At 42.2% G+C, this 14,155-nt stretch carries 9 protein-coding genes; 5 read left to right on the top strand and 4 right to left on the bottom strand.

Features of this window, described 5'->3' with window-relative positions:
* The first annotated feature begins 179 nt into the window (after positions 1-179).
* Positions 180-2,471 carry a 1,4-alpha-glucan branching enzyme gene (glgB, locus tag ABF638_RS12285; RefSeq protein ID WP_435022987.1) on the top strand — a complete coding sequence of 764 codons (2,292 nt, stop codon included), beginning with the start codon at positions 180-182 and terminating at the stop codon, positions 2,469-2,471.
* 233 nt (positions 2,472-2,704) lie between these two features.
* Here glgB and ABF638_RS12280 read toward each other — a convergent pair whose 3' ends face one another.
* Complete coding sequence (locus tag ABF638_RS12280) at positions 2,705-4,375, bottom strand: mechanosensitive ion channel family protein (protein ID WP_435022986.1); 1,671 nt, start codon at positions 4,373-4,375, stop codon at positions 2,705-2,707.
* A gap of 495 nt (positions 4,376-4,870) precedes the next feature.
* On the opposite strand from ABF638_RS12280, the gene ABF638_RS12275 reads away from it, so the two are divergent.
* Both ABF638_RS12275 and ABF638_RS12270 read left to right on the top strand, forming a co-directional pair.
* Positions 4,871-5,674: a Uma2 family endonuclease gene (locus ABF638_RS12275; RefSeq protein ID WP_435022985.1), complete on the top strand. Its 804-nt coding sequence runs from the start codon at positions 4,871-4,873 to the stop codon at positions 5,672-5,674.
* A 78-nt stretch (positions 5,675-5,752) separates the two neighbouring features.
* Positions 5,753-6,607: a bifunctional class I SAM-dependent methyltransferase/HIT family protein gene (locus ABF638_RS12270; RefSeq protein ID WP_435022984.1), complete on the top strand. Its 855-nt coding sequence runs from the start codon at positions 5,753-5,755 to the stop codon at positions 6,605-6,607.
* Between the two features lie 109 nt (positions 6,608-6,716).
* Here ABF638_RS12270 and ABF638_RS12265 read toward each other — a convergent pair whose 3' ends face one another.
* On the bottom strand, positions 6,717-7,457 hold the full coding sequence (locus ABF638_RS12265) for a Uma2 family endonuclease (protein ID WP_435022983.1): 741 nt from the start codon (positions 7,455-7,457) through the stop codon (positions 6,717-6,719).
* A gap of 805 nt (positions 7,458-8,262) precedes the next feature.
* On the opposite strand from ABF638_RS12265, the gene serA reads away from it, so the two are divergent.
* On the top strand, positions 8,263-9,843 hold the full coding sequence (gene serA, locus ABF638_RS12260) for a phosphoglycerate dehydrogenase (protein WP_069073671.1): 1,581 nt from the start codon (positions 8,263-8,265) through the stop codon (positions 9,841-9,843).
* A 160-nt stretch (positions 9,844-10,003) separates the two neighbouring features.
* Positions 10,004-10,924, top strand: coding sequence for a 50S ribosomal protein L11 methyltransferase (gene prmA / locus ABF638_RS12255; RefSeq protein ID WP_435022982.1), 921 nt, complete (start codon positions 10,004-10,006; stop codon positions 10,922-10,924).
* Positions 10,925-11,079: 155 nt separating this feature from the next.
* Here prmA and ABF638_RS12250 read toward each other — a convergent pair whose 3' ends face one another.
* Both ABF638_RS12250 and ABF638_RS12245 read right to left on the bottom strand, forming a co-directional pair.
* Positions 11,080-12,357 (bottom strand): glycosyltransferase, encoded by a 1,278-nt coding sequence (locus ABF638_RS12250; RefSeq protein WP_435022981.1) that lies wholly within the window; start codon positions 12,355-12,357, stop codon positions 11,080-11,082.
* Positions 12,358-12,766: 409 nt separating this feature from the next.
* Complete coding sequence (locus ABF638_RS12245) at positions 12,767-14,026, bottom strand: glycosyltransferase (RefSeq protein WP_435022980.1); 1,260 nt, start codon at positions 14,024-14,026, stop codon at positions 12,767-12,769.
* Positions 14,027-14,155 lie beyond the last annotated feature (129 nt).

The following is a 14,155-nucleotide window of genomic DNA, read 5'->3' as shown; positions in this document are numbered from 1 at the left end:
TCCCCATTCCCCATTCCCCATTCCCCATTCCCCATTCCCCATTCCCCAGTCCCCAGTCCCCAGTCCCCATTCTGATGTAGGATAACGGTGACGACAAAATTGCAAATAAATGTAAAGAATATATATAGATATTAAAAAAGTAGATTTAGTCAATCACGTTATTTCACTTAGGTAGCTTCATGTCCATGACCACGATCGCCCCTGAACAGGTTAACAGCATCGTTTGGAATCAGCATAACGATCCCTTTGAAATACTAGGTTCTCATCCCATAGAACAAGACGGCAAAACTGTCTGGGCTGTGCGGGCCTACTTACCAAATGCAAGTGCAGCATGGGTCGTTCTTCCTGAACAACGCAAGGAATACCCAATGCAAACGGTGCATGATCCTCACTTTTTTGAATGCACCATTGAAACTGCCGAACTGGCAAACTACCAGTTACGGATTAAAGAAGGAGAACATGAGCGTGTCATTTATGACCCTTACGCTTTCCGTTCTCCCCGCTTGACAGACTTTGACTTGCATTTGTTTGGTGAAGGCAACCATCACCGGATATATGAAAAATTGGGAGCGCACCCCACGGAAATAGACGGTGTGAAAGGCGTTTATTTTGCCGTTTGGGCACCCAACGCTCGTAATGTTTCATTGTTGGGAGATTTTAATCTCTGGGATGGACGTAAAAACCAGATGCGTAAAGGCCCCACCGGAGTTTGGGAATTATTTATTCCTGAAATTGGTGTGGGAGAGCATTACAAATATGAAATCAAAAATTTTGAAGGACATATTTATGAAAAATCTGATCCTTACGGTTTCTACCAGGAACCCCGCCCGAAAACGGCATCCATTGTCACTGATTTAGATGCTTACAGTTGGAATGATGAAAGCTGGATGGAAAAGCGGCGTCACACTGAACCCCTCACCCAGCCCGTCTCAGTCTACGAAGTACATTTAGGCTCTTGGTTACACGCTTCGAGTGCGGAACCAGCTAAACTCCCCAATGGTGAAACGGAACAGGTAGTTGTCGTTTCTGAACTGAAACCGGGCGCACGTTTCCTTACCTATCGGGAACTGGCAGACCGACTCATTCCTTATGTCAAAGAATTGGGATACACCCATCTTGAATTGCTGCCCATTGCGGAGCATCCCTTTGATGGTTCTTGGGGTTATCAAGTAACTGGGTACTATGCCCCCACCTCCCGTTTTGGCAGCCCCGAAGATTTCATGTATTTTGTTGACAAATGTCACCAAAATGATATTGGGGTAATTGTGGATTGGGTTCCTGGTCACTTCCCCAAAGATGGACATGGTTTAGCTTTCTTTGATGGTAGCCATTTATATGAACACGCCGACCCCCGTAAAGGCGAACATAAAGAATGGGGGACTTTGGTGTTCAACTACGGTCGTCATGAAGTTAGTAATTTCCTGGCAGCAAATGCCCTCTTCTGGTTTGACAAGTACCACATTGATGGGATTCGCGTTGATGCTGTTGCCTCGATGCTCTATAACGACTATTGCCGCAAACCAGGAGAATGGTTGCCTAACCAATACGGCGGTAGAGAAAACCTAGAAGCAGCAGATTTTCTGCGTCAGGTAAATCACATTATCTTTAGCTATTTCCCCGGTATTCTCTCAATTGCGGAAGAATCTACTTCTTGGCCAATGGTATCTTGGCCCACCTACACAGGCGGACTGGGCTTTAACTTGAAGTGGAATATGGGCTGGATGCACGATATGCTGGATTATTTCAGCATGGACCCTTGGTTCCGCCAGTTCCACCAAAACAATATCACCTTTAGTATGTGGTACAACCACAGCGAGAACTTCATGCTGGCTCTGTCCCACGATGAAGTTGTGCATGGTAAGAGCAATATCATCGGCAAAATGCCAGGGGATACATGGCAGAAGTTAGCTAATATACGTTGTTTATTTAGCTATATGTTTGCTCACCCAGGCAAGAAAACCATGTTTATGAGCATGGAATTTGGGCAGTGGAGTGAGTGGAATGCTTGGGCAGATTTGGAGTGGCATCTATTGCAGCATGAACCACACCAACAGTTAAAAACGTTTTTCCGGGAATTGAACCATCTCTACCGTTCTGAGCCAGTTTTGTACACCCAGGATTTTGCTGAACCGGGGTTTGAGTGGATTGACTGTAGCGACAATCGCCATAGTGTAGTTTCCTTTATCCGTCGTGACAAGGATACTGATGATTTTGCGATCGTGGTTTGCAATTTTACACCGCAACCCCATTCTCACTATCGCATCGGTGTGCCGCAAAAAGGATTTTATACGGAGTTGTTCAATAGTGATGCGCGTCAGTATGGCGGCAGCAATATGGGCAACTTAGGCGGTAAGTGGACAGATGATTGGTCTTTGCACAGTCGTCCTTATTCTCTAGATTTGTGTTTACCACCTTTGGGTGTGTTGATTCTCAAGTTGGATAAGAAGAAGACTGCTGAGATGATGGGATAAACAAGAGGGGAAAAGGTTAAAGGGAAAAGGTTAAAGGGAAAAGGGAAAAGGGATGAACAGGTCGCGCCACTTGCGGGCGAGGTTTTTACCTTTTCCCCTTCCCCTTCTTCATAAAACCTTCTGCCCTCTGCCCTCTGCCTTCTGCCTTCTCAAGGCAATTTATCTGGGACTTCCAAAAAATAAAAGGGGAGAGAAAACCAGCCAATGGCTATTCTTCCCCAATAACCATAAATTTACTCTGAATCGGATTTTTCACTTTGAGTTTTTGTAGATGAATTATTTGCACCATTTGCAGTGTCTTTCTGTAACTGGCTTTTTAATAAATTAATTAAACCTTCAGAAAGTTGTGATAATGAATTTTCTAACTGTGGTGAAAGTTCTAAGGGTAAGCTACCAGTACGCAAATGTAGAGAGCGTTGGGGAAAGGGAATCTTGATGTTTTTTTGTCTGAGAATCTCATCAATCTGAAAATATAAGTCGCTCTTAATTTGAAACTGCTTGCGGGGTTTAGAAATCCAAACTAATAACTGAAAATTTAAAAAATCTTCACCATATCCTTGAAACCAAACAGTAGGATGTGGTTTTTTTAAAATATCAGGATTTGTCAGCGCTACTTCTAATAATGCAGAGCGTATAGTATTGATACTCACACCATAAGCAACTCGTATTGGTAATACTAGACGAGATGCTGAAGTCTGATGGTTCCAATTGACTACTTCTGTATCTAAAAAACGGGAATTTGGCACAATTACTACTATATCATCTAAGGTACGGAGATAGGTGCTGCGAGCATTTAAACGCTCTACTGTTCCCATAAACTCGCCAATTTGCACAAAGTCGCCAATTTCAATCGCGCGTTCAAAAGTAATTACAAAACCGCTGACTAATTCTTTAGCAACTCCCTGTAAGCCAAAGCCGATCGCTACACCAAAGACACTGGCTACTATTGCTAAAGAACTGATGTCTAAACCCCAAATTTGTAGTAATAAAACTGTTCCGATAAAAATTAGACTGTAATAGGTAGCAATGGCAATTGATTCTTGTACACCACGGCTAACATTTGTCATGCGTAATACGCGCGATCGCAGCAGATTAGTTAAAGTTCCAGCAATTGCTAATACTCCAAAAAGTAAGCTGATGAAGATAATTATATTGATGACTGAATAAGAACTTTCACCAATAGTAATCACTGGGGAAGTTAAGCTCATCCAGAGAATATTGGCAATGCTTCTGCTCCATTCTCGCGTTAAGGGGAATAAGTCGGTAATGTAGATAGCTATTCCTATCCACAGTAGCGATCGCACTACAACCAGCGTCAATTGTAAAAATAGCTCGATTCCTTTGGGTTGCGCTCCCGTTTCTGGGTGATTAGCTTCTCTAGGAACCAGTCGCCGTAACCAATAGCGCCAAACCCAACCCAAAAGGAAATGAAGTGCGATCGCGCCTAATACAGATAAAGCTACTATTAATATTGCCCGCCAAAAATAATCTAATTTGCGTTCTTCTTGACCTTGTTCAACTGCTTCTCTAATTCGTTGCGCCCAAATTTCTGCTTGTTCCTGTTTTGTTCTCCCAGTGAAAGTATCTTGTTGAGTCACTGTTAATAGGTGACGATTATTTACCAGAATTACAGGTAATTGATTAGTTTCTACAATCTCTACCTTCACACCACCTGAAGAACGGACTGCTTCTCTTAAAATTAAGTTGGCATCACCAGCACGATTTTCCGCGCTAAATTGTCCTGCTTCCGAAAGTTCAAATAACTGACGACCATCTACTGTAATATGAGCAGTTGGTCTTGATTGAGCTTGCACCGACATTTCAGTATTTAACAGCCATCCAATCATCATGAAGACAATTACCAGGATGGCAATGGCTTTCCGAAAGTGATGAAAGCTATTCATAACATCATATTTTTATAAGGAACCTTTTTTTATAAAATAAAATTGTAGTGTTTTTAATTATTGCATATTTGAAAAAATCATATATCTGTCAATAGTTTCGCTGTAAAATACTATGTTTCTACCAAAAGGTATAAAACAATGCAGTTATAATAAGCTCAAAGCCTTTATTTAGATACAAGATTTATCGCATTTTCAAATATCAATTATTTACACCAATAATTTTTAGGTGAAGAATAGTACCATTGCCATAATGAGCTATTTACTGTAGCGTCACACTCTTTTAAAAGCGATGCTGGCTGAAGATTTGTTAAAAATAAGTAATATAACGCCATCTGCGACTTTATCTCAAACCTAACTCCCAACCCCTTCCCTACTAGCCTTGGGGAGCAAAAATCAAAGCCTCTCTCCTTTTAGGAGAGAGGAATGGAAGTGAGGTCAGAATATTAAGTCGCACATCGCGTTAATATACTGTGCATGGATATTAGGAGTAGTTTTATGGTTCTACAAGTTAACCCTATCCAAAAAGAACCAATTGTTACTTGGGAAGCACTTCCAGCCGACTTCATTTTACCTGATGATCCAGTGGAAAATATTCAACAACCTGCGATCGCTGCTGCGCTTACCGATGCTTTGGGAAGCACAGGACGCATCCAACCCCAAATGCTGATTGGCTCTAATTTTGGACTTGTAGCCACAGTCAACAAAAAAATCGTTGTCAAAGCCCCAGACTGGTTTTATGTCCCTCAAGTGCAGTCTGTGGGAACAAATGTTGTTCGTCGCAGCTACACCCCGAATTTAGAAGGCGCTGCGGTGGCTGTGGTGATGGAATTTCTCTCAGACACAGAAGGGGGAGAACTCTCAGTCCGCTCAACTCCACCCTACGGTAAACTCTATTATTACGAAAAGATTCTCCAAGTTCCAACCTACGTAACCTACGATCCTTACGAACCAAGCATAGAGCTACGCTGCTTGCAAAATGGACAATATACCTTGCAGCAAGCAGACGCCAATGGACGTTACTGGATTCCTGAGTTAGAGTTATTTCTCGGAATTTGGCAAGGTGAAAGATTATGTCAAACTATGAATTGGCTACGCTGGTGGGATAGAGAAGGAAATTTGCTGTTGTGGAGCAGCGAACAAGCCCAACAGGAACGCCAACGCGCTGAACAAGAACACCAACGCGCTGAACAGGAAAGCCAACGGGCTGAACAGGAAAGCCAACGGGCTGAACAAGAACGCCAACGTGCTGATATATTAGCAGCTAAGTTACGTGAGCTAGGTATTGACCCTGATGCTTAGGCGTAGCCCGTCGTAGACATCGCATAACCTAAAGAAATGCTGGGAATAATAATTTTGGGACATCAGCACCAAAATTCTATGAAACAGCAAAAAAATCAGTTCAGCCATCTTACTGCGATCGAAAGAAGTTATCTATCATTTCCTGCACAGTTTTTATTAAATCAAAACCTTCTCCAAGGCAAAATATTAGACTTTGGTTGTGGCTTTGGTAATGATGTTAAAATATTGCGCCAAAAAGGTTGTGATATTACAGGCTATGATCCTTATTATTTTCCAGAATATCCTGATAATAAATTTGATACAATAATTTGCTTTTATGTTTTAAATGTTTTATTTACTGAAGAACAAACTAATGTTCTTATGGAAGTATCACGCTTATTAAAACCAGGAGGTAAAGCTTATTATGCTGTGAGAAGGGATATCAAAAGAGAAGGATTCAGAGAACATTATGTCCACAAAAAGCCGACATATCAATGTATTGTAAAACTTCCCTTTACTTCAGTTTGCTTAGATGAAAATCGGGAATTATATGAGTATGTCCACTATAATTATCAGCGAAATTCATCTAATTATTGTATATTCTGTAATCCCCATATAACTCTCAGGCTATTAACTGAGTCAGCAACTGCTTATGCTATTTTTGATGGCTATCCAATAAGCAAAGGTCATACTTTAGTTATTCCCAAACGTCATGTTAGCAGTTATTTTGAATTACCATTTAAAGAGCAATCTGCTTGCTGGCTTATGGTGAACAAAGTACAAGAAATTCTCAAAACAGAATTTGAACCTGATGGTTTTAATGTAGGAATGAACATCAATCGAGCCGCCGGACAAAATATTATGCACGCCAGTATTCATATCATCCCTCGTTACAAAGGTGATACTGTTGGCGCTAAAAGTGGAATCAGGAACGTTATTCCTAAAAAGCAATAGTTTTTTTTACTGACAGCTTTTAATAGTAAATCTTGATTTATGACAAATGCATAAATCAGAAAAACTCAGTTTTTTTGAGTCTTGTTAAAAATATTGCAAAATATTTCAGTTAACCCAGATTATCTGGATCTATTCCCAGCGCTCTTAATTGTTCTGTCAATTGTTGCACTCGTAGTTCTGCTTGTTGAGCGCGTTGCGCTTCTTGTTGGGCGCGTTGTGCTTCTTGTTGAGCGCGTTGTGTCTCTTTTTTTACTTGTTCTGCGGGCGTAAGATACCGTTTTCCTTGCTCATCATACCAATACATCCATTCCCGCGTTACACCACAATAATTTCCCCTTTCGCAACCAATTCCTAAGCCAATTTCTGGTAGCCAAACGGGATTTCCCTCTTGCAATTCATACTTACCATTAACTAACTTATGTACTTCCAGATGTGGTTTGCGACGGCGACGAGAGGAATAAATCACGTAATAAAGTACACCTAAAGCCTCATATTCATCCAACTTAGTAGTGTATTCTTTGCGATAATTTTGGGAAACTACTTCTAGCACGAAAATCGGTACAACATTTTCATCCCACAGTACATAACTGGGACGCAGTTCTTCATCATAAAACCGCTCTACCCCTAAGCTCAAAAACCCATCTGGCACAATGGGCGGTTTATCAGGGTGATAATAAATACCCATATCTATGGCAAAGAGCCAATCCATGCGTTCTGACCAAAGTATTAGCAAGATCGCCTTCAGTAAGCCTGGTATCAATTCTTGTAGTTCATTATCCACAGGCGTTTCATCAGAGTCTGGTAGTTCCTCGGCTGAGGGCAAGTACCTTGGCAAGTTGTACTCTAACATGGCTGGTTTCCCCAAAACTCAAAGGATATTTGGCTCTATTTGGCTCACCAGAATTATAGCGATTTCTCCCCTTGTGATGTCACGAATAGTCTGTCTGATTAATGACGAGGCATGAACGAGTTCGTAGTCAGGACTAAAGTCCTGGTTTTTTAAGCACTAAAGTGCTTACTACGAACTCTCGAAATTAGCTTGACAAATTACTAGTTTAATACTGTATATTAAGTACTCTACTGATACTAATTGCCAGCTTTTAACTACTAGACAATCTTAAATCTGCCGGAATCATGAGCCAGAAGATTTATTTGATGGCTAAATTTTAACTGTCACAATCTGATTGTCTTCATGATGCAATATTTTGCTTTGACTAAGGGATACCACTTATGGTATTGAGAAACAGACAAGATTCGATAGATATAATAGTTACTAGCTGATTTTCTGGTTGTGCATAGCATTGCCTCAGCTAAAGTTCCAGCCCAGTCAAGAATACAAGCGTTTCTATCCCGTCAAGGAAGCTGCTTAAGCTGATAAAATTTTGGTAACTCTTAACTATTAATAAATATATAGGTGCTTAGTGCTATTCATGCTTTATATTTAGCGACAGGGTGGTGCAAACAGCCAACTCATGTTCAAAAACTTAGGAGGCATATACCCACCAGGAGCAACTCACGCTTTGATACTATCAGCACGTAGTGTAAGTTAAAGTTAAGTTGATATTCAAACGAATAATTTTTGCTGAATTGCGACAGATAAAGACTAAACTAAAAAGTCTTGTGCAGCAAAACCTGTAGCTTTAAATGAAGTAATCATGTCTAAGGTTCTTGTCTCTGATTCGATTGACCAAGCTGGAATTGACATTCTTTCGCAAGTTGCTACCGTTGATGTCAAACTAGGTCTAAAACCAGCGGAACTGATCGCAATTATTGGTGAGTATGACGCGCTGATGATTCGCTCTGGTACGCGCGTCACTCAAGAAATCATTGATGCCGGCACTCAGCTAAAAATCATCGGTCGTGCTGGTGTGGGTGTGGATAATGTGGATGTTCCCGCTGCCACACGCCGGGGGATTGTGGTAGTCAATTCTCCAGAGGGAAATACAATTGCTGCGGCCGAACACGCGCTAGCGATGATTTTGGCTTTGTCTCGCCACATCCCCGATGCTAACGCTTCGGTGAAACGCGGTGCGTGGGATCGCAATAGTTTTGTTGGTGCGGAAGTCTACAAAAAAACTCTCGGCGTTGTCGGTTTGGGTAAAATTGGCTCCCATGTTGCGGCTGTAGCTAAGACAATGGGGATGAAACTCCTTGCTTATGACCCTTTTATTTCTACAGAACGAGCCGAACAAATTGGCTGTCAGTTGGTGGAACTAGATTTACTCTTCCAGCAAGCAGACTATATCACCCTCCACATCCCGAAAACCCCAGAAACTACCCACTTAATCAATGCCACAACTCTGGCAAAAATGAAACCCACAGCCCGGATTATCAACTGTGCTCGTGGTGGGATCATTGATGAAGTAGCTTTAGCAGCAGCTATAAAAGCGGGTAAAATCGGTGGTGCAGCCTTGGATGTGTTCGAGTCAGAACCACTGGGTGAATCTGAATTGCGATCGCTAGGAAAGGAAGTTATCCTCACCCCCCACTTGGGAGCCTCCACCACGGAAGCTCAAGTGAATGTAGCCATTGATGTTGCCGAACAAATTCGGGATGTACTTTTAGGACTACCAGCACGTTCAGCCGTAAACATTCCCGGACTCGGCCCCGATGTGTTGGAAGAACTCAAGCCCTATATGCAACTAGCAGAAACTCTAGGTAATCTAGTAGGACAGCTAGCCGGCGGACGGGTGGAAGTACTCAATATTCGACTACAAGGGGAACTCGCGACCAACAAAAGTCAACCTCTAATCGTAGCCGCCCTCAAAGGACTACTTTACCAAGCTTTGCGGGAACGGGTAAATTACGTAAATGCCAGCATAGAAGCCAAAGAACGCGGAATTCGGGTAATTGAAACCCGCGATGCTTCCATTCGAGACTATGCCGGCACGCTGCATCTAGAAGCCACGGGTACTTTAGGTACTCATTCTGTCACAGGCGCTTTGTTGGGTGAGCGGGAAATCCACCTCACCGACGTTGATGGTTTCCCGATTAACGTCCCACCCAGCAAATATATGTTGTTTACCCTACACCGCGATATGCCGGGGATTATCGGCAAACTTGGTTCCTTACTCGGCAGTTTTAATGTGAATATTGCCAGTATGCAAGTAGGTCGTAAAATCGTCCGTGGTGATGCCGTAATGGCTCTGAGTATAGATGACCCTTTACCAGAGGGCATTTTGGATGAGATTATTAAAGTCCCTGGTATTCGGGACGCGTATACAGTAACACTATGAGTGCTGAGTGCTGAGTAACGAGTGCTGAGTGAAGTAGAGACGCGATTAATCGCGTCTGTGCAGGAGTGAATCGTGAGGAATTAAAAGTTAAAAACTCCTAACTCCTAACTCCTAACTCTCATAACTCAGCACTCAGCACTCAGCACTCAGCACTCTAAAGATGGCAAACACCTGGTGGGAATTAAATATTTTATGTGAGCCAGACCTAGAAGAATCGATCTTTTGGCGACTGGAAGATTTTGGCTGTCGTGGTACAGCTAGTGAAAGTAAAGGAGATTCGTCTTTAGTCAGGGCTTATTTACCAACAATTCAAACACAGCTACTAGATTTGGCGGCGCTATCGCTGTGGCTGCGTCAAGATGCCCTCTGTGTAGGAGTTTCGTCTCCTTCCCTACAATGGCAATTAATTGATGAGGAAGATTGGGCGACTAGCTGGAAACAATATTGGCATCCACAGGAAATAGGCGATCGCTTCCTAATTAACCCCGCGTGGCTACCATTACCAGAAACAACCGAACGCTTAGTGATTCGTCTCGATCCTGGTGTAGCATTTGGTACTGGCAACCATGCCACTACTCAGCTATGTTTGGAATCCCTGGAAATGCGGCTTAGTGGGGTTCCTCAGTCCTTTGTGGGTACTGGCGGCAAACATGAACATCTGATAATTGCAGATATTGGCTGTGGTTCTGGTATCCTTTCCATTGGGGCGCTGCTACTGGGAGCAGAGAAAGTCTATGCAGTAGATAATGACCCGTTGGCGGTGCAATCAACCATCAGTAATGGTGCGCTGAACGACATTAGTCCAGAACGTTTACTACCAGCACTAGGAAGTATAGACGTTTTGGCAAAACTAATTGAGAAACCAGTGGATGGTATTGTTTGCAATATTTTGGCTCATGTAATTATTGAATTAATTCCAGAAATGAGTGCGATCGCAAAACCTGAAACTTGGGCGATCTTCAGTGGTATTTTACTAGAACAATCTAAAGCTGTTGCTGACGCCTTAGAACAAAATGGTTGGGTTGTCGCTACCCTGTGGAAACGAAAAGAATGGTGTTGCTTAAATGTACGTCGTTCTTAACCCAGTTAGAGAGACGCGATAAATCGCCGTCTCTACAGGTAATTTATCCATCAATTATTTATTGACAGACCACTAGTACACTGTTGCCTATTGGCTACCTTTAACAAATAGCGATCGCTAGTATCTATGGTACTGGCGATCGCTATTTGTTATCGTTATCGTCTTATACTGCCTGTACCTACCTCCACCTTCTGTGATCCTTCAACGATTTGGTAGAGTTTTTCTTCAAATTTTTGCATACATGCCGACCAATCAAATTCGAGTATAGAAGGGCGAGCGTGCCGAGTCATATCTGCTTTCAAGTCGGGATTTTCTAGAATCGCAATCACCTTTTGGGCGAAGTCTGTGGGGTTGTTGGGTTGGGCAAGAAAGCCGTTACGACCAGGAGATACTTGTTCCGAGGTTGACGGTGCAACAACCGCAACCAGAGGGGTTCCAGAGGCTAGTGCTTCGTTATTTGTAGTGCAGAAGTTCTCGGTGACGGATGGGTTGACAAAAACATCCGCTCTAGCAAACCAACCTAAAAGTTCTGTACCGTGGGACTCGCCCCATACAGTAACACCCGATCCAAACTTTTTGGCACGCTCCCGGATCTCCTCATCGAGAGGGCCACTACCAACAATCACCAGATGGACATCAGGAATTTTGGCAGCTATGACTGGAAATATATCAAGCAGTTGGTTGACATTCTTTTCGGGTGTGATACGTCCGACAAACAAAAGAGTCGGGCGGTTATCATTAGGAATTGGGTTGTAACAAATGTTTCGTGGGTGAAATTTTTCGCAATCGATGCCTTGATAAGCAACGTATTCGGCGCGTTGGCATTTCAGTTCTTCGTATTTAGTGAGTTGTTCTTTAGAAGAAAAGTAATTGAAGTCATAAGACTCACTAAATTGCTTGACTAAAACAGGAACGATGGGACGAACCAAGTTAAAGAATTTATCCCCAAAGTAATATTTGATATATGCAACAATATCAGTATGAAAGAGTGATATTGTTGGAGTGCCTGTCCGTCTTGCGTATTCAGTGCCAATCGGGCGACCATAACCTTGTAAGAAAAATGAGTATAAACCTCTCATTTGGGCGGCTTCTTCAACCACGATAATATCAGGCTGGAATTTCTCCAGCAACTTGGTATCACTCCAATGACGATAGCTCAATGGTTGAGGAAGAGACTTATAGAATACCAGTGGTTGTGTGGGGAATGCGTAAGCAGAGAAATTGGGAAAAGACTGAATTTCCTCTAAACCTGGCATGGGGCGATCGCCAACATTTTTGGGGTAGCGATCGTTGATTTGTGGATGGATTAAAAAAACCTCATGTCCTTGCTCTAGCAACCAACGAACCCGTTGGTGAACTGCGACTGAAACTCCAGTCAAGAAAGGAGCGTACAACCCTGTAAATAATGCAATGCGAAGTTTTTGCTTAGTCATAAAAAAGGGAATATTTCACGAAAATGCTGGTTTTGAATTTAGGATTTACGCAGCTTATGTTTCATGAACATCCTGATGATTTGGTTCAGGAATTCCCACTAATACAGTTAGACTAAGGATTTACGCATTGTCAAATAGCCGAAATTGTCGATTTTGAATTGGATGTTTATAAACCTGGATTCAAACTATCAAAACATCCAAATTACTAAGTCAAAATTCCCCTTAATATATTTGTCTAAACCCTTGCCATTAATGCAAATACATTTTGCTAATCAATAAGAGAAAGCGTGTATTCTGACAAGGGTTATAGCTAATATAGTTCTACTAAATATAAGATAATATAATTTGAAGACTAGGGAATGTTTAGTGTAATAACTTTCATACCCTAGTTCATATTTAGCGATTTAGTTCAAAGAGAAACCTTGTTATCAATAGGCTGATCTAACCATTGATAAGGGCGATATTCAATTAGCCGGACATTCCAGGGCCCTTGAACCCGATAGCTGACACCGCGCCAGGTGACTGTTGATGTCCACAGGGATGATAGCATCGCTAATCCATAAACCCACTGCGTCAATGGAATTGCTATCAACATTTTGATGATTGTAGCAACTGATAATTTTGCGATCGCCTGGTCATTAGAGCGAATCACTCGCTGTACCTCTAATTCCAACACGAGCATGATCAAGAGTAATCCGACAGTATAGACTCCATAGCAGCCTAACAAGAGAGCCGCAGCTTCCCATTTTGCCTGTAACAACGACTCTAGAACTAAGATGATAACTGTAGTCGGAAACAAAATGCTAGAAACAGCCTCACTAACTAAAGCTAACCAACGTGGGTGATAGAGTCGAGAATAAAGGATGAGGCGCTTGAGATAATCTATTAAGTTGAATAAATCAGTCTCTTCACGATTTACCGTTAACAGCGAAGGCACAAACTTTATTTGCAACCCCTGTTTTTTGAGGATGTCGTGCATCATAAAATCTTCGCCTAAAGCTTGTCCCCACTTATCAAGTAGTTCTGTTTGGCGAAGCACTTCTGTTTTCACAGCCAAAGTCCCACCCCAAGGGATTTGGAAGATAAACATTTGCACTACTGTGGATACATTGCCGGCGTAGCGCACTAAAGATCCCCAATACCTACCTGTAGGTACATACCAACGATTACCTGTTGTCGCCCCTACTTTCGCATCCCTTAAAGGACTGACTAATTCTCTGAGCCAATTCACATGGACTATAGTATCAGCATCTACTAAAGCAACCACCTTGTAAGAATCATCCAACTCACGGACAGCTTGGATTAAAGAGCTACATTTGAGACTACAATTGTTGCGTACTATTCTCAAAGAGCTGATTTGAACGTTGGTCGCTTCTTGCTCTGTGATGGTTTCACTGGCAATTTTCCAAGCGGGATCTTCGTGACTATCAACGATTAATTTTAAATCATACTGTGGATAGTTTTGATTTAGGAGCGATCGCAAACATCTAGGCAAAAACGGATCAGCTCCGCGTAGGCAAAGAATTACTGCGGTTTTGGGTAACTGGTCATCTGGTAATAAGTTTTTTTTAGATGAGCGCAGATACCATATAAAGACAAGGGTGAAACACACCTGAATAAATAACCAACCCGTCAAAGACTTAGATAGAAATATTGCCAAATCTTCCATTAATTTTTTAGTCTCCGACAGAATTAAGAGATTGGGAATGGGGCATGGGGCATTGGGTATTGGGCAGAGGAGAAAGAGATAATTTTTTATTCTCTCCCTTGCTCCCCTGCTTCTTCCCCAGTTCCCAGT

Origin of the sequence: Nostoc sp. CALU 1950 (assembly GCF_051172895.1) — a bacterium.
In the GTDB taxonomy this organism is placed as follows: Bacteria; Cyanobacteriota; Cyanobacteriia; order Cyanobacteriales; family Nostocaceae; genus Nostoc; species Nostoc edaphicum_A.
The sequence above is the reverse complement of the archived record's forward strand: the minus strand, read 5'-3'. Positions and strand labels throughout refer to the sequence as shown.

Coding starts and splice junctions, on each gene's coding strand:
- ABF638_RS12280 (WP_435022986.1), bottom strand. CDS start 4,375: ATGAATAGCTTTCATCACTTTCGGAAAGCCATTGCCATCCTGGTAATT.
- glgB (WP_435022987.1), top strand. CDS start 180: ATGTCCATGACCACGATCGCCCCTGAACAGGTTAACAGCATCGTTTGG.
- ABF638_RS12270 (WP_435022984.1), top strand. CDS start 5,753: ATGAAACAGCAAAAAAATCAGTTCAGCCATCTTACTGCGATCGAAAGA.
- ABF638_RS12265 (WP_435022983.1), bottom strand. CDS start 7,457: ATGTTAGAGTACAACTTGCCAAGGTACTTGCCCTCAGCCGAGGAACTA.
- ABF638_RS12245 (WP_435022980.1), bottom strand. CDS start 14,026: ATGGAAGATTTGGCAATATTTCTATCTAAGTCTTTGACGGGTTGGTTA.
- ABF638_RS12250 (WP_435022981.1), bottom strand. CDS start 12,357: ATGACTAAGCAAAAACTTCGCATTGCATTATTTACAGGGTTGTACGCT.
- prmA (WP_435022982.1), top strand. CDS start 10,004: ATGGCAAACACCTGGTGGGAATTAAATATTTTATGTGAGCCAGACCTA.
- serA (WP_069073671.1), top strand. CDS start 8,263: ATGTCTAAGGTTCTTGTCTCTGATTCGATTGACCAAGCTGGAATTGAC.
- ABF638_RS12275 (WP_435022985.1), top strand. CDS start 4,871: ATGGTTCTACAAGTTAACCCTATCCAAAAAGAACCAATTGTTACTTGG.